At 61.5% G+C, this 18,863-nt stretch carries 15 protein-coding genes and 1 tRNA gene; 6 read left to right on the top strand and 10 right to left on the bottom strand.

The window, feature by feature from the left end; translation table 11 throughout:
* The first annotated feature begins 205 nt into the window (after positions 1 to 205).
* Positions 206 to 910 carry a DUF6776 family protein gene (locus LOL23_RS18365; protein WP_160982234.1) on the top strand — a complete coding sequence of 235 codons (705 nt, stop codon included), beginning with the start codon at positions 206 to 208 and terminating at the stop codon, positions 908 to 910.
* Positions 911 to 1,027: 117 nt separating this feature from the next.
* Here LOL23_RS18365 and glnQ read toward each other — a convergent pair whose 3' ends face one another.
* The 7 genes from glnQ to LOL23_RS18330 all read right to left on the bottom strand — a co-directional run bounded on the left by glnQ (position 1,028) and on the right by LOL23_RS18330 (position 6,529).
* On the bottom strand, positions 1,028 to 1,756 hold the full coding sequence (gene glnQ / locus LOL23_RS18360) for a glutamine ABC transporter ATP-binding protein GlnQ (protein ID WP_160982236.1): 729 nt from the start codon (positions 1,754 to 1,756) through the stop codon (positions 1,028 to 1,030).
* Positions 1,753 to 2,589 (bottom strand): ABC transporter permease subunit, encoded by an 837-nt coding sequence (locus LOL23_RS18355; protein ID WP_255457237.1) that lies wholly within the window; start codon positions 2,587 to 2,589, stop codon positions 1,753 to 1,755. Before LOL23_RS18355 ends, glnQ begins: the two co-directional genes overlap by 4 nt.
* 133 nt (positions 2,590 to 2,722) lie before the next feature.
* Positions 2,723 to 3,478, bottom strand: a complete 756-nt coding sequence (glnH, locus tag LOL23_RS18350) for a glutamine ABC transporter substrate-binding protein GlnH (protein WP_160982238.1) — start codon at positions 3,476 to 3,478, stop codon at positions 2,723 to 2,725.
* 115 nt (positions 3,479 to 3,593) lie between these two features.
* On the bottom strand, positions 3,594 to 4,382 hold the full coding sequence (locus LOL23_RS18345; RefSeq protein ID WP_160982240.1) for a MetQ/NlpA family ABC transporter substrate-binding protein: 789 nt from the start codon (positions 4,380 to 4,382) through the stop codon (positions 3,594 to 3,596).
* Between the two features lie 87 nt (positions 4,383 to 4,469).
* Positions 4,470 to 5,129 (bottom strand): methionine ABC transporter permease, encoded by a 660-nt coding sequence (locus tag LOL23_RS18340; protein ID WP_237174080.1) that lies wholly within the window; start codon positions 5,127 to 5,129, stop codon positions 4,470 to 4,472.
* Positions 5,126 to 6,136 (bottom strand): methionine ABC transporter ATP-binding protein, encoded by a 1,011-nt coding sequence (locus LOL23_RS18335; RefSeq protein ID WP_160982310.1) that lies wholly within the window; start codon positions 6,134 to 6,136, stop codon positions 5,126 to 5,128. The genes LOL23_RS18340 and LOL23_RS18335 overlap by 4 nt, the downstream gene beginning before the upstream one ends.
* A 317-nt stretch (positions 6,137 to 6,453) precedes the next feature.
* Positions 6,454 to 6,529 (bottom strand) — tRNA-Lys (locus LOL23_RS18330).
* Between the two features lie 20 nt (positions 6,530 to 6,549).
* Here LOL23_RS18330 and LOL23_RS18325 point away from each other — a divergent pair.
* Complete coding sequence (locus LOL23_RS18325) at positions 6,550 to 7,461, top strand: metallophosphoesterase (protein WP_237453382.1); 912 nt, start codon at positions 6,550 to 6,552, stop codon at positions 7,459 to 7,461.
* On the opposite strand, the gene LOL23_RS18320 is transcribed toward LOL23_RS18325, so the two are convergent.
* Positions 7,439 to 9,655 (bottom strand): glycoside hydrolase family 31 protein, encoded by a 2,217-nt coding sequence (locus LOL23_RS18320; protein WP_237174079.1) that lies wholly within the window; start codon positions 9,653 to 9,655, stop codon positions 7,439 to 7,441. The genes LOL23_RS18325 and LOL23_RS18320 overlap by 23 nt on opposite strands.
* A gap of 102 nt (positions 9,656 to 9,757) precedes the next feature.
* Positions 9,758 to 11,644, bottom strand: a complete 1,887-nt coding sequence (gene mnmC / locus LOL23_RS18315; RefSeq protein ID WP_160982247.1) for a bifunctional tRNA (5-methylaminomethyl-2-thiouridine)(34)-methyltransferase MnmC2/FAD-dependent 5-carboxymethylaminomethyl-2-thiouridine(34) oxidoreductase MnmC1 — start codon at positions 11,642 to 11,644, stop codon at positions 9,758 to 9,760.
* A 102-nt stretch (positions 11,645 to 11,746) separates the two neighbouring features.
* Here mnmC and LOL23_RS18310 point away from each other — a divergent pair, with 102 nt between their 5' ends.
* The 4 genes from LOL23_RS18310 (at position 11,747) to mgtE (ending at position 15,912) form a co-directional block, all read left to right on the top strand.
* Complete coding sequence (locus LOL23_RS18310; RefSeq protein WP_160982249.1) at positions 11,747 to 12,595, top strand: inositol monophosphatase family protein; 849 nt, start codon at positions 11,747 to 11,749, stop codon at positions 12,593 to 12,595.
* A 176-nt stretch (positions 12,596 to 12,771) separates the two neighbouring features.
* Positions 12,772 to 13,971, top strand: coding sequence for a M20 aminoacylase family protein (locus LOL23_RS18305; protein WP_160982251.1), 1,200 nt, complete (start codon positions 12,772 to 12,774; stop codon positions 13,969 to 13,971).
* 104 nt (positions 13,972 to 14,075) lie between these two features.
* Positions 14,076 to 14,420 (top strand): acyl-CoA thioesterase, encoded by a 345-nt coding sequence (locus tag LOL23_RS18300; protein WP_237174083.1) that lies wholly within the window; start codon positions 14,076 to 14,078, stop codon positions 14,418 to 14,420.
* A 13-nt stretch (positions 14,421 to 14,433) separates the two neighbouring features.
* Positions 14,434 to 15,912, top strand: a complete 1,479-nt coding sequence (gene mgtE, locus LOL23_RS18295) for a magnesium transporter (protein WP_160982255.1) — start codon at positions 14,434 to 14,436, stop codon at positions 15,910 to 15,912.
* A gap of 190 nt (positions 15,913 to 16,102) precedes the next feature.
* Here the strand turns inward: mgtE and secA are convergent, their stop codons facing one another.
* Complete coding sequence (secA, locus tag LOL23_RS18290) at positions 16,103 to 18,844, bottom strand: preprotein translocase subunit SecA (protein ID WP_160982257.1); 2,742 nt, start codon at positions 18,842 to 18,844, stop codon at positions 16,103 to 16,105.
* Positions 18,845 to 18,863: the final 19 nt, after the last annotated feature.

Raw genomic sequence — 18,863 nt, 5'->3', positions numbered from 1 at the left:
TGCATTTGGCAAACGCAACGCCCGACCCGGCACCGGTATGGATATGTCCAGTCACCTTATCCGCACTACAAAATACAGCTATTTCTATCAAATCGAAACCAACACGACTGCACTACTGTCCGCATCACAGAATCTGGTCTATGCTTAATGGTTTTTCTGGGGCACTGCCTCTTGCTCCCATTTCGCCACGCCAGGATCCCTGCCCATGTTCGGTTCGCGCAAACGTAATGTCTTCACCCCCACCGCCTACGGCTCGGCACGCCGCTCGCGGCGCATACCGCGCTGGTTTTTGCTGCTGCTAGCCGGCATCGTGCTAGGCGCTGGCGGCCTGCTGTTCCTGCAAAAAAGCTACGGGCCGCAGCGTCTCACCGTCGAACAGTCAGAACAACTGCACTACGACTTGAACAGCCTGGGTATCGACAAGCAGCGCCTGCAGTCCGAGCTGGCACAAACTAGCCGCAGTCTGTCCGAAGCCCAAACCAGGCTGACCGCGCAAGAAAAAGCGCTGACTGAAGCGAATGCCAGTGTCGAGACGCTCAAGAAAGATGTAGCGATGCTGGCCAACGCCATGCCGCCCGATCCGCGTGGCACGTCGCCTGGCATCCGGGCGGCAGATTTCAACAACCGGGATGGCCAGTTGGCCTACCAACTGCTGCTCATGCAAGATGCAAATAAAGCGGCGCAGACGTTCACCGGCCATGCAGAGATGATCGTAACGGGGCGTTACCCCAACGGCCGCACGGGTACCGTCTCGCTGCCCGCTGTCGATCTTTCACTGGGGCGCTATACACAGCTTCAAGGCATGGCCGAACTGCCCGCCGGCTTCCAGGCACGCCGCGTCACCGTGAACGTGCGAGGCCAGGGCTCGGATAAGGTCGTCGCCACGCGCACGCTGATCGTCTCGCGCTAGCAGACCGGCCGTATAGCGGCGCGGCAGCGATACGCCGCGCCATCCCAGGCCACTCCAACAACACGCAACGACATACGCAACACCACGTGGCATCGCCGGCACCGTGCCGGCGATGCTTCAACCCACATGCTGCAGAAACTCCCGCAAGCGCTGGCTGGGCGGGTTGCTCAACAGTTCGCTGGGCGGGCCATCCTCAGCAATCCGGCCGCCATCGATAAAAATCAGCCGCGTGCCCACCCGACGGGCGAACTCCATTTCGTGTGTCACCACCACCATGGTCATACCCGATTGCGCCACATCCTGCATCACCTTCAGCACCTCGTGGCGCAGCTCAGGATCCAAGGCAGAAGTAGGCTCATCAAATAGCATCAGGATAGGTTTGATCGCCAGCGCCCGGGCAATCGCCACCCGCTGCTGCTGCCCGCCTGACAACTGGCCGGGGTAATGATCCACCTTGGCCGACAGGCCCACTTTGTCCAGCAGCGCCAGCGCCTCTTCGCGCGCCTTCGCGCGCGGCAGCCCGCGCGTGTGCACTGGGCCGAACATGACGTTCTCGAGGGCCGTAAGCTGAGGAAACAGGTTGAACTGCTGGAACACCATGCCTGCCTCACGGCGCAGTTCACGCACTTGCGCGCCCTTGCCCAATACGCTCAGGCCATTGACGATGATGTCGCCACCCTGAATGGTTTCGAGGACATTGATACACCGCAGCAAGGTTGACTTGCCCGAGCCAGATGGCCCCACAATCACTACCACCTCGCCTTTTTCTATCGTCAGGTTAATGCCGTCGAGCACGGTGTTTTCGCCGAAACGTTTCACCACATTCTTGAATTCGACGATGCTCATACGATCTGTGTCCTGTGCTCAATGAATTTAAGCGTGGCCGCGATAATGCCGGTGAGTATCAGATAGATGATGGCCACAGCCCCCCAGATTTCGACCGATCTGAAATTGCCGGCTATGATCTCCTGCCCCTGGCGCGTCAGCTCCGCCACCCCGATCACGATGAACAGCGACGAGTCTTTCAGGCTGATAATGCACTGATTACCCATCGCCGGGATCATGCGCCGCAACGCCACCGGGCCAATGATGTACACCAGGATTTTCCAGAATGGCAGGCCCATTGCCTGCCCCGCTTCTTTCAGCCCCTTGGGCACCGACTGCAGCGCACCACGCACAATCTCGGCGATGTAGGCACCCGAGTTGATCACCAGTGTAAAGATGGCGGCCGGCACCGCCTCAATGCGCCATCCGGCAATCAGCGGCAGGGCAAAATAGATGAACATGACCTGCACCACAATGGGTGTACCGCGTATCACCAGAATATACACCTGCGACAAAAACGACAGCGCAATCGGAATATAAGCGGCCAGGCGCACCAACGTGGCGATCGCGATCAACACTTGCAGCAACGCCCACACCCAAGCGGGCACCCCCGGCATCACCGCCCCCAGCCAGCCCGGCAGACGCACGAGCACATACAGGCCCACCAAGGTGAGGACAGCCGCGAGAATACTCGGCCCATCGATGCGTACCCGGATATAGGTTGTGATGACACCCGTCAGAAATCCAATGATGCAGCCCCCGATGAGGCCGAGCACGGTAATCTGGATGGTGAGTTTGGCGCCATCCATGAGGCTGGGCAAAGCCGCCCAGATGACTGACCACTCGAACGACATGGCGATGGCCCCTTTAGTAAGTGTGCGCCAACGGCATGCGCACCGCCGCGGACGGAAGAATCAAAAAAGGCGACCGTCGCCTTGCGGGCAACCAGTCGCCATGACAGCTAGCGTAAGGCTACTTGAGCCAAGGTTACTTGACCTTCTCGCCAAACCATTTCGTGTACAGCTTGTCGTACGTGCCATTGCTTTGCAGGGTTTTGAGCGCATCGTTGACGACAGGCACCAGCTTGCTGCCTTTGGGGAAGGCGATGCCGTAATAATCGCCGCTCTTGAGGGCGCCAACCACTTTGACCTTGCCCTTGCCTGCTGTCTGGGCAAAGTACTGCACGTTGGGGGTGTCGTGCACCACCGCATCCACGCGCCCCGTCGCCAACTCGAGGAAGGCATTGTCGATGTTGGGAAACAGCTTGAGCTTAGCCTCAGGCACATTGGCCTTCAGGTAGTCGACCGTCGCCGTACCGATCTTCACTGCCACCGTCTTGCCCTTCAGGTCGGTGGCCGACTTGATGCCGTCGTTGTTCTGCGCCACCAGAATGGCCAGGCCGCTTTCATAGTAAGGGTCGGAAAAATCGATCACCTTTTTGCGATCGTCGCGAATCGTGATGCCGGCCAAGGCCGCATCCAGATTGCCAGTCTGCAGGCCGGGGATAATGCCGTTGAAATCCATGGGCCGCAGCTCGTACTTGAGATTGGCCTGCTTGGCGATGGCATCCCACAGATCGATGTCGAAACCCGTGTACTTGCCGTCCTGCTTGAACTCGAATGGTACAAATGCAGTGTCGGTGGCAACCAGCAGGGTTTTATCCTGCGCAACCGCGCTGCCGGCCGGTAGCGCCAGGGCGATGGTTAGCCCTGCCAGAAATGCCTTGGCTTTATTTTTAAGCATTGCGGACTCCTTTTGAGAAAAAGCAATGGTAACCGATGCGCGAACCGTGGGCCTCGGGGCCCCGCCATTTGGCAGTATCGCGCACCGGGGTGGGCCCGGGCAAACCCCGGCGTACTCAGAACGCCGGAACGATGGCGCCCTTGTACTTGGTTTCGATGAACTTCTTGATGTCGTCGTTGTTCAGCGACTTGACCAGCTTTTGTATCGCAGGATCGTTCTTCTTGGCTTCGGTCGTCACGATGATGTTGGCGTAGGGCGAATCCGAACCTTCAATGAACAGCGCATCCTTGACCGGGTTCAGCCCCGCTTCGAGCGCGTAGTTGGTATTGATCAAAGCCAGGTCGACGTCAGGCAGCACGCGCGGCAGCGTGGCCGCCTCCAGCTCCTTGAATTTCAACTTCTTGGGGTTTTCAACGATATCGCGCGACGTCGCGAGGATATTGCTTGGATCCTTCAACTTGATCAGACCCTGTTTTTGCAGCAATAGCAAGGCGCGTGCGCCATTCGACGGGTCATTGGGCAGCGCCACCAAGGCACCTTCCTTCAGATCTTTGATGTCTTTGATTTTGCTGGAATATGCGCCAAAGGGCTCGACATGCACCTTGCCGACCGTCACCAGTTTTGTACTGTGCTCTTTGTTGAAGGAGTCCAGATAAGGCTGGTGCTGGAAGAAGTTTACGTCGATATGGCCATCGGCGACCTGCTGATTGGGCTGCACGTAATCGGTGAACACCTTGATATCCAGCTCGACGCCTTCTTTGGCCAGGACAGGCTTGACGCGCTCGAGCAGCTCGGCATGCGGCACCGGCGTGGCGGCCACGCTCAGCTTCTCGGCATGCGCCGCCGTACCCAGCAGCATGGCCGCCCCCAACGCCAACACTGGCGCGAATTTCTTGAACGACATATTCACTACTCCTAAAAAAGTGCTTGGATGAGAAGCCCGGAATCGGCGATCCCTGCCATAACCCGCGCCCGCCGTTGAATCGAGCGCTTATTTTCTGCTCAAGCGGGCCACCAGCCGGTCGCCGAATACCTGCAGGATCTGCACCAGAACCACCAGAATGACCACGGTGACGATCATAACGTCAGTCTGGTAGCGCTGATAGCCGAAACGCAAGGCCAGATCGCCCAGGCCGCCCCCGCCGATCACACCCGACATGGCCGAATAGCCCACTAAAGCAATCGCCGTCACAATGACAGCGGCCACAATACCTGTGGTGGCTTCCGGCACCAACGCCATCAGCACCGTCTGCCGTGAATTCGCCCCCATGGCGCGGCATGCCTCGGACACACCTGGATCCAGCTCGCGCAAGACATTCTCGACCAACCGCGCAAAAAACGGCGCCGCGCTGACGACCAGCGGCGGCACCGCGCCCTGCACACCCAGCGAGGTGCCTGCCAATACACGCGTAAGCGGGATCATCACGATAAGAAGGATAAGAAACGGCACTGATCGCAGCACGTTCACAACGAAGGACAACGCGTGATACACCGGGCCGTTATCAAGCATCTGACCCCGGCTGGTGAGGAACAGCACAACGCCAAGCGGCAGGCCGATGACCACCGTGAACACCAGCGAGAAACCGGTCATCAGCAAGGTATCTATCGTCGCCTCGGCGATGAGTGCCCAATCGATATTGGTGAATATCATGCCCTGAGCACCTCGCACTGAATACCATCGGCGGCGAGCATGTCCGCCATGCGGCGCAGGCCATCAGACCCGCCCTGCACAGACACGACCAATTGGCCGTACCGTGTACCTTTGATACTGCCCACCGACCCCTGCAGTATGCTCAGGTCGAGCTCAAGCTCGCGGCTGATGCGGCTGATGAGCGGCTGCACCGTCGCCTCGCCCCGGAAGCTCAGGCGAAACAAGCGCCCGCCTATGCCATGCGCCATCTCGCGCCACCCTTCGGCATCCATGCCGCTTTCAGACAACAGGGACTGCGTCACCGTGTGGCGCGGATGCAGAAAGACATCGACGACATCGCCACTTTCAACAATGCGTCCCGCGTCGATCACCGCCACCTTGTCGCACACTGTACGGATCACATCCATACCGTGCGTGATGAGCACAATAGTCAGGCCCAATTGGCGGTTGATATCCAGCAGCAGTCGCAGTATCGATTGCGTGGTTTCAGGGTCCAGCGCCGACGTGGCTTCATCGCACAGCAGCAGCTCGGGTTGGTTCGCCAGCGCCCGCGCAATGCCCACGCGCTGCTGCTGCCCGCCGGATAACTGCCGAGGATACTTGGATGCATGCGCGTCCAGCCCCACAAGCGACAGCACCTCTCGCGCACGCTGCGTCTGGGCCTCGCGGCCCATGCCGGCCAGCCGCAAAGGGAAGCGCACGTTGTCCAGTACCGTGCGCGAACGCAGCAGATTGAAATGCTGGAACACCATGCCGACACGCTGCCGGTAGGCGCGCAGACGGGTATCGCTGTATTGGGTGATGTCTTCATCGCGCACAAGCACCCTGCCTGAACTGGGGCGTTCGAGCAGGTTCAGCATGCGGATGAGCGTGCTTTTGCCAGCGCCCGAGCGGCCGATGATGCCAAAAATCTCGCCTTGCGCCACATGCAGGTCTACCCCAGCCAGGGCGTGCGAAACCCGGCCGGGCGACGCGTATGTTTTGTGAATGTTTTCCAGACGGATCAAGGTGCCAGACTCTACAGGGACAAGCAAGCCGACAAATGCAAACACCTGCCCGCAACCGTGCCCGGCAGGCGCGGGCTCTAAGCGAAATAATTTAACACATGCCCGGCGCCACCCCCGGCCGCCGCAGCGTTCCGCATGAAGTGGGCTCGCGCCGCACCAGCAATAGCATTTGCCGTGGAACTTGCTATAGTTAACTGAACACGCGGCCAGATATAACGCCATCGGCCCGCGCCGCATACATAAGTGGGCGACGCAAAGCGCAACCCGATTTCCAAAGACAAGGGGCCGCGTGTAACCACGCGGCCCCTTGATGGTATTGGTGGGTCGTGCGCGGCTCGAACGCGCGACCAACGGATTAAAAGTCCGGTGCTCTACCGACTGAGCTAACGACCCAAAAACTTAAGAATGAAATTATGAAACAAACCGAGTCTATTGTCAACCGACATGGCATAGAAAAATCATCCAGCGGCAATTTGTCGGTACGCGCGGATAACGACAAGCGAAACAACAGGGGGGCACAGCAAGCCGTGCGCTTGTGGATCATGTCGGACCTGCACCTGGGCAATGGCGGATTGACACTCGCGCCGGTCGAGGCGGATATCGTCATCCTGGCCGGCGACATCAGCCGCCCGCGCCAGGCGATCGAATGGGCTGATGCCACCTTCGACGTACCGGTGCTGTATGTACCCGGTAACCACGAGTTCTACGGCAGCTCAATGGCGAAAGCGCGCCAGGCTTTGCAGGCATTTTCGCAAGGCACACGCGTACATGTGCTGGACAACAGCGAAACCACACTCTTGGGCGTTCGGTTCCTGGGCAGCACGCTGTGGAGCGATTTCAATCTCTCGCCCAGCGCGGCGGCACGCGACACTGCCATTCGCCAGGCGCTTGGCCTGATACGGGACTTCGAACGGATTGAATCCGACCAGCACCCGGGCACCCCCTTCTCGCCCGACGACATGGAGGCGCTATTCGCCCATAACCGTACATGGTTGGCCGCGCGGCTGACTGAAGGCAGCAACCTGCCCACAGTGGTCATCACGCATCATGCGCCGTCCACGCGCAGCATCCACCCGCGCTTTGCGGGCTCTCCCATCAATGCCTGTTTTGTATCGGACAGCGAGCACCTGCTGGACGCAAGCCGTGCATCGCTGTGGATACACGGCCATACGCACGACAGCTTCGACTACAGCGTGAATGGCACGCGCGTGGTGTGCAACCCACGCGGCTATATACGCGACGGAGAGCTCGAAAACCAGGCGTTCAACCCGGCCTTTACCGTGGACGTGACAGCGACGGGCGTCAGCGCGCCCGCGATATCCTGACTTCCGCCCCGCGGCGCTTTACCTCGAGCCCCTCGGAGGGCAGGATGCGCAAGCCCTCCAACCCTTTGATGTAGCTGGAGCCCTGCATCTGCATGACGCGAATCTTGTTGCGCATGACCACCGGGCTGTGTTCGGGCATGCCAAACATCCAGACTTCTTCGAGAATACGAGCCGAATTGAACTCGCCCGCATGCTGCACCACGGGGCCTAGACACAGCATATGGCCTTCGCGGCCGAACAGCGGCATCGTATCCAGGCCTGCTTCGAACGTCCAGGTGGTGCCCCCCTCGTAGCGCTGGCCGGTGGCCAGATCCCACCACGCGTCGCCAGCCGGCAAATAGACCTGCACTTTGTTGCCGGGCTGCAGCACCGGCGCCACCAGCAGCGCGGGGCCAAGCATATACTGCGTGTCCCAGGCCTGCGCCACAGGATCGGACGGAAATGCCAGCGCCATGGAGCGCTGCACCGGCAGCCCGGTGCGTACGGCATCTTCGATGATGCCCAGCACATACGGCACCAGGCGGTAGCGCCACTGCAGCCAGTGCCGCACCAACACTTGCGTGGCCTCGTCGAAGGAGGCGGGCAGCAGGGCCGGCGCGGCCTGGAAGCTAAAGTTGCCAGAGAACACGCACATTGCCAGCCAGCGTATGTAGCACTCGGGCGTCATGCTGTCGGTTGCATGCCGCGCCGAGCCCAGCGCGTGCGTTTGCACCGGGATACCGCTGTCGCCGAGCGAGAGCGCCGTGCGCAACGTATGCGCCATGGCGGCCCAATCGTTGCCGGTGCGCGGCCCTACCTGCCAGGCAAAACGCTGCGCGGAGGGAAATATGTCGCGGCTACAGACGACACCTTCCTGGGGCGTCTTGTGGCCAGCCACCGCCTCGAACAGCGCGCGGCGAACGAGCACAGGGTAGAGCGTGCGCAAAACCGCCCCGGTTTCGCCGCCACGCGCGGTGATGCCATCGGGAATGTTGTACTGGGCGTCGCAGACCGGGGAGGACAGGCCTTCGTCAACGCTTTGGCGCACGCGTTCGACCCAGAGCTTGTAGACGTCTTTGTGCGTGAGGTCGAGCAGCCCAAACGGCTTGCCGCCAGATGCATCGGTGCCCGCAATGCGCACCGCGTTGCTGTCGTCGTCAAGCAGCAGCCATCCACGGTCTTCCCATTCCGCAAACAGTTCGGTGTCGGCCAGAACGCCGGGAAACACTGGCGCGGCAAGCTGAAGATTGGTGGCCTGCAAGCGCCCGTACAAATCGCGGGTATCGGCGACACGGCCTGCATCCCATTCAAAGCCGGGTTTGTCTGCCTGGAACCCCAGCGGGGCAGGCGCCGCGAGGTTGGCCACGTCCAGCCCCCATTGCTGCTCACGAAAAACCTGGGCGGCCTGCAACAGCGCGTCGACCGACTGGCCGGGCACCTGGTCGAGCCAGACGCCCATGGGTGCCAGGCCGGGCTGCCCTGCGCGACCCGTGAGGGCCGTATAGGCATTGAGAATCTCGGCCGGTTCGCCGGCAAAGATGAAGACATCCAGCACGGTGTCGTGAACAACGGCTTGGTACTGATCGGGATCCGCGCAGCCCATGTCGTGTTCGACACGTGAGAAGGTGTTGAAGTAGAGACCCCAGCCCTTGGTGCTCCAGACCAGGGGCAAGGCGCGGCAAGCCGGGTCATCGGTGACCAGGTGCTCGCCGCGGCGATCGAGATCGCCTGCGGTTTCACCCGCGCCATGCAGGGTGTCGTCGCCATCGAGCTCGGCGCAAAGGCGCCAGAATGGCATATCGCCGTCCGGGCTATACCCCAGCGCGGCGCCGCCGCATGTGGACAGCAACAGCTGCTCGCCCTTGTAGAGGGCAAGCCCGAAGGGCTCGCGCGTGAGCTCGAGCGTTACATCGCCCTGCTGCAGCCGCCAACCATGACTACCGTCGTCCGTGGCCGAGCTGACCGCAAGCTCGCCAACGGCCTCTTGGCGAGCCAGCAGCATTTCAGCCTGCGCACGGGCACGCGCAGAAGGTTTTTCGGAATGCAAAAGGGCAGCTTGCCCGCAGCGCAGCCGGTAAACACCTGGCGCATGCGCTTCGATCTCAAGCTTCAGGCCGGCTTGCGACAACGCGAATTCCGCACATGCGGATCGCGATGTTACAAATTCCAGGGCGTCAAGTTGCGTCACGTGATCAAGTTCAGGCTTGGGCGGCACAGCGCGTTCCTCGGGACTAGCCCAAAAACGTTCAAAAGATAGTATTTTGACGGATTTGGGCCATAAAATAAAATCACGTGTTTTTGAGCGCCCGCGCCCGGCTCAATGGGGCGCCATCTTTGCAAGCAAATTACGTTCCAGGGGTGCCGGTTCACCGTCCAGGCTGGCGCCCATCAACTCGCCCGCCAAGGCCGACCACGTCAACCCGCGCGAGCCGTACCCGCACGCCAGCCATAGCCCCACATCCGCCGACAGCGGCCCGATGATGGGCAGTCGATCAGGCGCCGCCACGCGCCAGCCTGCCCACCCTCCGGCCACGGCCACATCGGCCAGGCGGCGGCCTGCCGAGCCATCCAGCAGGGTTTCAAGCTTTCTGGCTATCTCACGCCGGCCCGCAGGCGTTTCCACCGCCGCGTGCGCGCCCCGCACATAAGTGCTGCCAGCCACCTGGACGCCGTCGTGCGGCGGCAGCAAATAGCCTTCTCCGGATAGAATCACAGCAGACGTGGGCAATGTGCCAGCCCGGTAGTGGCTGACCTGCCCCGCCACTGCATCCATGGCCCGAACCCGGGAGAGCGCGAGCATCGGGCCCGGCAGCCCCTGCACACCCGCCAGCAGGGCGCCGGCCCCCCGGGCGGCGGCAAGCACTACGTCTGCCCCCTCCGCAAGCACGGTACCGCCTGCGTCATACGCCAGCCAAGTACCGTCGGCCAGGCGCCGCAGTGCGGCAACCGACTTCGGTATGCAGCGAATGCCTGACCAGCCCAGCAGCGCATTAAGCAGTGGTTCGGGGTACACAACCTGACCACTGGGCAGATATGTAGCGCCTCGCGGCAGCTCAATGCCTGCCAGCGCTGACGCTTGGGCCGCATCAAGCCATTGCACCCACTGCTCGGTGAATTGCAGCGTTTGCACCACACCTTGCTGGGCCAGCGCATCTGCGTCAGTCGCCGCAGGCAGCAGGGTGCCACACATCTGCGGGCTCGCCGACGCGGGCAGCCCTTGCCAGCGATGCAGGGCACGCAATACACCCGCCCGGCTCACGCGCGCCCGGATGTTGTCGTCGATGCTGACCAGCGGTGACAGGGCCATCGCGCGATGGCCCTGGTGGGTCGCCGCCAAGCCCCCGGCAAACGCCGGATCCAGCACCGTCACACGATGCCCGCGCCGCGCCAGCGCCTGGGCGATGCCTGCCCCTGCCAGCCCTCCTCCCACCACCAACACTGCACGACGTTGTGTTTGCGCAGCAGGGGTGCGGCGCACGCTGATTTCGGCGCGCAGGCGCGCAACCGTCATTTCGCGTTTTGTCCCAAAACCCGGCACCTTTTCCACGACGAATCCAGCCGCCCGCAGATCGCGCCGCACCTGCCCGGCACAGCACCACGTGGCGGCCGTTGCCTCGGCGTTGGCCATGCGCACTAACTGCCCGAACAGCGCAGGCGACCACATATCGGGATTGAGCCGAGGGGCGAAACCATCGAGAAAGAATGCATCCACCCCGGCCTGGATCTGGCTGGCCGTGCGCGTGATGGGGCCGAAAGCCAACGTCAGGGTGACAGCACCCTGCTCGAAATCGAGCCGATGCAACCCCGGTGTAAGCGGTGGCCAGGCGTCGGACAGTTGGCGGGCCAGACCGAGCACCGCCCCTTCATGTTGATGGCTCAGCAGCGCGCGCAGATCATCGCGCCGGAACGGATGGGCCTCGAAGGAGACGACATGCAGGCGCGCCGGCCGTTGGGGGTCGTCCCGCCAGGCTTGCCAAAGCGCCAGGAAGTTGTTGCCCAGGCCAAAGCCTGTTTCACACACCGTGAAGGCTGAGCGGCCGCGCCAGCGCGCCGGCAACTGGTTGCCGGCCAGGAAGACGCCCCGTGCCTGCGCCAGCGCGCCAGAGCGGGAGTGGTACACATCGCCGAAGCGGCGGCTGACCGCGACGCCATGTTCGTCGAAAGCGGGTTCCGCGGGGATCAGAGGGTCGTAGCGGGTGGACATAGCCAAGTAACGCAATTGGAAAAACCATCACGTACAATGATGATGCAACGTGATCGGGCGCAGGAAACCCACGCCTGGACGTATGGAGGGGCCATTACCAGTATGCAAGCAACCCGTCTTCCACTGAGCGACTGCCTTGATGCAGCCGTCACCGCGGCGCATGCCGCTGCCGCGATTTTACAGTCGTACGCCCGAAACCGGTCTGAACTGGTCATTGACACCAAAATGCGCAACGACCTTGTCTCGCAGGCTGATCGCGAGGCCGAAGAGGCCATCGTCGCCATGTTGCGCGAACGCACACCCAACTTCGGCATTGTCGCTGAAGAAAGCGGCGGCCAAATCGCCGGTGCAGCGTCCTGGTACATCGATCCACTGGATGGCACCACCAATTTTCTGCATGGTATCCCGCAATATGCCGTCTCCATCGCACTGGTTGCGCATGCTGGCGCCATCGCCGGCGACGGCGAACCGCTGGAACGAGACACCCCCGTCATTGGCGTGGTTTACGATCCCTGCCGCGAAGAGCTGTTCACTGCCATGCATGGCGTGGGCGCGTGGATGAATGAACGCCGCATCGGCGTATCGCAGGCGCGCAATCTGGCCGAATCGGTGCTGGGCACGGGCTTTCCGTTCCGCGATTTTTCTTTCACCAGCCAGTACATGCCCACGCTCGAATACGCCATTCACCACACACGCGGCGTGCGCCGCCATGGTGCAGCCGCGCTTGACCTGGCCTGGGTGGCATGCGGGCGCTACGACGGCTACTGGGAGATGGGCCTTGCACCCTGGGATGTAGCCGCGGGCACCGTGCTGGTCCGTGAGGCAGGAGGGGTCTGCGAAGACATCCATCACCGCGATTCGTGGCCCATCAAAGGTTATGTGTATGCGGGCAACACGCACACCGCCCCCGCGCTCGACGCCATGATCCGGCCGCACCTGAAGTCGGACTAGAATAGGAACCAGAAAATATCGCGCCCGCGGCTGCACATGGCAGCGGGATGCACAAATCGAACTCAGCACGCACCGCCCCACGGGGCAGGCACATTGGCTGGCCGCGCGAGGCGCACGCCAGCCGCTGCCCCGCGCCGGCCGGCACACCACTGCCAGCACCTTAAAGGATACCGGACATGAAACTCACTGATGCCATCGTTGGCTGGAAATCCGAGATCATCGACATACGCCGGGACATTCACGCTCATCCCGAACTGGCCTACGAAGAACACCGCACATCGGAACTCGTTGCCAGCAAGCTCGAGTCGTGGGGCATCACCACCCATAAGGGCCTGGGCAAGACGGGCGTAGTGGGCGTCATCCACGGAAAATCACAAAATGGGCGCGCCATCGGCCTGCGCGCCGACATGGACGCATTGCCCATGAACGAAGACAACACCTTCGATCATGCCAGCAAGCATCCCGGCAAGATGCACGCCTGTGGCCACGACGGCCACACGGCAATGCTGCTCGCGGCGGCGCGGCACCTGGCGCAACATCGCGATTTCGACGGTACCGTGTATGTTATCTTCCAGCCGGCCGAAGAAGGCTTCAAAGGCGCCAAGGCCATGATCGACGATGGCCTGTTCGAACGCTTTCCCATGGACGCCGTGTTCGGCATGCACAACTGGCCCGGCATGGCTGCGGGCCAGTTCGGGCTGCGCGCCGGCCCCATTATGGCGTCCAGCAATACCTTCGATATCCGCATCATTGGCCGTGGCGCACATGGTGGTATGCCACATTTGGGTGCCGACCCTGTCATTGCGGCCGCACAGCTTGCGTTAAGCCTGCAAACCATTGTTTCGCGCAATATCAACCCGATAGACCCGGCAGTTCTCAGCATTACTCAGATACATGCCGGCTCGGCCGACAACGTCATCCCGCGCGACGCCATCTTGCGCGGCACGGTACGCACCCTGTCCGAAGACGTGCTCGACCTCATCGAGCGCCGCATGCGCGAAACCGCTGAAAGCGCAGCCAAGGCGCTCGAGTGCAGCGTCGAATTCAATTTCGAACGCAAGTACCCGCCCACCGTCAACCACTCAGACGAAACCGCCTTCTGTGCCAAGGTCATGCGCAGCATTGTCGGCGACGAAAACGTGTTCGACGACGTCCGGCCCACCATGGGCGCCGAAGACTTCGCCTATATGCTCAAGGTCAAGCCGGGCTGTTATGTGTGGATAGGCAACGGCGACGGCGACCACCGCAGCCACGGACACGGTGCCGGCCCCTGCATGCTGCACAACGGCAGCTATGATTTCAACGACGAGCTTATCCCGCTGGGTGCCACCTACTGGGTCGAACTGGCCCGGCAATGGCTGGCTGCCCGCGCCTGACACATTTTGTCGACCTCCCCGCAACATCCCGGAACTGCACCTTGACTACGCCAGCCCCAAACAACGTACTGCCCCCGCCCGAGCGCCACGCCATCCTGCGCGTTATGCCACAGCCGTCCGACGCCAATATCCACGGCGATGTGTTCGGGGGGTGGATCATGGCGCAGGTAGACATTGCAGGCTCGATTCCGGCAACTCGCCGCGCCAATGGCCGGGTGGCTACGATCGCGGTCAACGCCTTCACCTTCAAGCAGCCTGTCTTTGTTGGCGATCTGCTCAGTTTCTACGCCGAAATCATCAAAGAGGGCCGCACCTCCATCACGATTTCCGTTGAAGTCTACGCCGAACGCCAGCGTCTGGAAGGCGACGTCGTCAAGGTGACCGAAGCCATTCTCACCTACGTCGCCACAGACGCGCAGCGCAAGAGCCGCCCCCTGCCACCTCTCTGAATCAGGTCTGCCCATGACGGATGCCCACACGCCCGATGAGAGCGTGCCGATCACCATCCCGCGCCGGTTAGACCCGGAGGATGCCCAACTGGCCCTGCAGGAGCTGCAGGCCATTTTGCGCCGTCAAGAAGTCGTGGAGGAGCTCGCCCACCGGCAATACGAAACGGACGACCGTTCGCATCTGCTCGAAGGCCTGCTGCAACGCCAGCACGAAAACGAAATCAAGGCTATCGTCAACAAGCTGCATCCGGCTGACATCGCCTTCATTCTCGAATCCCTGCCTGTTCAGGAACGTCAGATCATCTGGGATTTGGTCGACGCATCCCATGACGCCGACGTTCTGCTCGAGGTCGAAGACTGGGCGCGCGAATCGCTGATCAAATCCATGGACCACCAGGATCTGGTCAACGCGACCGGAACCATGGACGCGGACGAGATCGCAGACCTGGCCGCCGACCTGCCGCCCGACGTCATCGCCGAAGTGCAGAAAGGCCTGACGGATGCCGAGCGCGCCCAGCTTATCGAAGCCATGGGCTACCCCGAAGACACCGTCGGCGCCATCATGGACTTCGAGATGGTGCGGGTCCGTGAGGACGTATCCCTGGAGGTAGTGCTGCGCTACTTGCGCCGCCTGCAAGAACTCCCCGATCACACTGACCAGATTTTCGTGGTCGACCGCGAGGACAAGCTGCAGGGCATCCTGCGCCTGACCAAGCTGCTGGTGCATGAACCCGAAGCCGACGTGTCCGAAGTCATGGATACCAACTACCTGACCCTCAATCCGCTCGACTCGGATGCCGATGCGGCGGGCGCATTCGAGCGCTACGACCTGGTGTCGGCGCCAGTCGTGGACGACCAGGGGCGTCTGATCGGCCGGGTTACCATCGCCGACGTGGTGGACGTCATCCAGGAAGACTCGCAAGAACAGGAGCTGTCTCGCGCGGGCTTGCAGGAAGAGGATATTTTCGCGCCGGTACTGTATGCGCTGCGCAACCGGGCTCCGTGGCTGCTGATCAACCTTTGCACCGCTGGTATTGCGTCGCTGGTTGCCTCGCGCTTTGAAGAAACGGTCAGCCATATTGTGATCCTGGCGTTTCTGATGTCTATTGTGGCGGGTATTGGCGGCAACTCGGGCAACCAGACCATGACCATGATCATCCGCGCTCTGGCTGTGGGCCGCATCAGCGAATCCAATGCCTTGCAACTGGTCCGCCGCGAGCTTACCGTCACGTTTCTGGTTGGCTTGTGCGGCAGCTTCGTGGCCGCCGCGTTCGCATGGGGGATCTCGGGCTCCCCCGCCATTGCGGCCGTGATGATGGCCGCAATGATCCTCAATATGCTGATCGGCGCCGGGCTCGGGGTGCTGATCCCCATATTGCGCGAGCGCTTCGGCAAAGATCCGGCCATCGGCTCGTCGGTGCTGCTCACCTTCGCCACCGATTCGCTCGGGTTCTTTATTTTCCTGGGGCTGGCGACGGTGTTTCTGCTTTAGTGCTGCTCGACAGCGACAGCGACAGCGACAGGCAGCCTTTTACTTCAACCGAACGCAGTCAGGAAGCAAAAAGCCCGGCACTGCACTACACCCCAAATGTCGGATTGAAGTCCAACGTTTGAAATGCAGTGCAGTGCCGGGCCATTTTTGCGGAGTCTAGGCCGCAGGCCTGCCCCCTGGGGCTTGCCAATCAGGCCAGGCGACCGTGGCAGTGCTTGTACTTTTTACCGCTGCCGCAAGGGCAGGGATCGTTGCGCCCGACCTTGCCCCCTGGATGCACCGCCGCGGCCGCCGACGTCGGCGCCTCGTCCAGGCCAGGATCCTGGCCGCTGAGCGCAGCGTCGTAGTCCGCGTGGTGGTAGGTGACTTTCTCGAGCGCCGGCTCGGCTTCCTCGACTTCGACCTGCTCACGCGACTGGATGCGCACCGTCATCAGCACACGCACCACATCGTTGCGAATACGATCGAGCATGTCGGAGAACAGCTCGAACGCTTCCCGCTTGTATTCCTGCTTGGGGTCTTTCTGGGCATAGCCGCGCAGGTGAATGCCTTGGCGCAGATGATCAAGCGACGCCAGGTGCGCACGCCAGTTGGTATCGATGGACTGCAGCAGCATGGAGCGCTCGAACGGCGCCCAGCCTGCCTTGCTCACCAGATCAACCTTTTCCTGATAGATGCGCCGGCCTTCGGCCAGCACGCGCTCAAGCAGATCATCGTCAGTGAGATTGGGCTCTTTCTCGAGCATGTCGACCAGCGGCAACGACAGCTGCCACTCGGATTCGAGCGTATTCTGCAAACCAGCGACGTCCCACTGCTCCTCCATGGTGCCCTCGGGTATGAACACCCGGAACTGCTCGGACAGCGTGGCGTCGCGAAGGTTTTCGATGGTTTCGGCTACGTCTTCGGTTTCAAGCACCTCGTTGCGCTGCGCGTAAAGCACCTTGCGCTGGTCGTTAGCGACATCGTCATACTGCAGCAGTTGCTTGCGGATGTCGAAGTTGCGCCCTTCCACCTTGCGCTGCGCGGATTCGATCGAACGCGACACCATGCGCGCCTCGATGGGCTCGCCCTCGGGAAGACGCAGCCGATCCATGATGGCGCGCACACGGTCGCCCGCGAAAATGCGCATCAGCGAATCCTCGAGCGATAGATAGAAACGCGATGAGCCCGGATCGCCCTGCCGCCCCGCGCGACCGCGCAGTTGGTTGTCGATGCGACGGGACTCATGTCGCTCGGTGCCGATGATACGCAGGCCGCCCGCAGCCTTGACCGCCTCGTTGGCCGGCTGCCAGGCCGCCTTGATGGCCTCGATCCGACGTTCTTTTTCGTCTTGCGACAGCGAGGCGTCGGCGCGCACCAGATCAACCTGTTTTTCGACACTGCCGCCAAGCACGATGTCGGTACCGCGGCCCGCCATATTGGTAGCGATGGTGATATGACCCGGCTTGCCGGCTTCGGCGACGATCTCAGCTTCGCGCGCGTGCTGCTTGGCATTGAGCACATCGTGTGGCAGTTTTGCCTGCTTGAGCAGACCCGACAGCAGTTCGGAGTTCTCGATGCTGGTGGTGCCGACCAGCACTGGCTGGCCACGCTCGTGGCAGTCTTTGATGTCTGCCAGGATGGCGTTGTATTTTTCTGTGTCGGTCTTGAAGACCTGATCGTTTTGGTCGACCCGCGCCATGGGGCGGTTGGTGGGGATGATGACGGTTTCGAGGCTGTAGATTTCCTGGAACTCGTAGGCTTCCGTGTCTGCCGTGCCGGTCATGCCAGCCAGCTTCTCGTACATGCGGAAGTAATTCTGGAACGTGATGGAGGCCAGTGTCTGGTTTTCGTTCTGGATGCGCACGCCTTCCTTGGCTTCGACCGCCTGGTGCAACCCGTCGGACCAACGACGGCCCGCCATCAGGCGGCCTGTGAATTCGTCGACGATGACGACTTCGTCGTTCTGCACCACGTATTGCTGGTCGCGGAAGAATAGATTGTGCGCGCGCAACGCGACCATGAGATGATGAACCAGCGAGATATGGCGCGGGTCGTACAGGGATTCGCCCGCAGGCAGCAGGCCCAGTTCGTGCAGCACCTCTTCGGCCTTGACCTGCCCCGCTTCTGACAAATACACCTGCTGCGCCTTTTCATCGACCCAGAAATCACCTTCTGGCTCGGGCTCGTGCGGCTTGGGTTCGCTTGCCATGCGGATGAGCATGGGCGGCACGGCGTTCATGCGCACGTAAAGCTCGGTGTTGTCTTCGGCCTGACCAGAGATGATCAGCGGTGTACGCGCCTCGTCAATCAGGATCGAGTCGACCTCGTCGACAATGGCGTAGAACAGCGGACGTTGGCGCCGGTCTTCGGCGCGATACTCCATGTTGTCGCGCAGGTAATCGAAGCCGTATTCGTTGTTGGTGCCATAAGTAATATCGGCGGCATAGGCAGCGAGCTTTTCTTCGTTTTCCTGCTGCGGCACCACAACGCCAACCGTGAGCCCAAGAAAACCGTACAAGCGGCCCATCCATTCGGCATCGCGGCGGGCCAGGTAATCGTTGACCGTGACCACATGCACACCCTTGCCTGCGAGAGCATTCAGGTAGACGGCAAGGGTTGCCATGAGCGTCTTGCCTTCGCCGGTGCGCATTTCAGCGATCTTGCCGTTGTGCAGGGCGATGGCGCCCAACAGCTGCACGTCGAAGTGACGCATGCCGAACACACGTTTGCTGCCCTCGCGCACCACGGCGAACGCTTCCGGCAGCAGATCGTCGAGCGATGCGCCTTCGGCCAGCCTCTGCTTGAACGCGGGGGTTTTGGCGGCAAGCTCTTCATTAGAGAGCTTTTCCATGGCGGGCTCAAGCGCGTTGATTTGCGCCACCAGCTTGCGGTACTGCTTGAGAATGCGGTCGTTGCGACTGCCGATCAGCTTTTTGAGCAAGGAAACCATTCGTGTGTGGCGGACACGC

It is taken from the genome of Paracandidimonas lactea (genome assembly GCF_021653995.1).
Taxonomy (GTDB): domain Bacteria; phylum Pseudomonadota; class Gammaproteobacteria; order Burkholderiales; family Burkholderiaceae_B; genus Allopusillimonas; species Allopusillimonas lactea.
The sequence above is the reverse complement of the archived record's forward strand: the minus strand, read 5'-3'. Positions and strand labels throughout refer to the sequence as shown.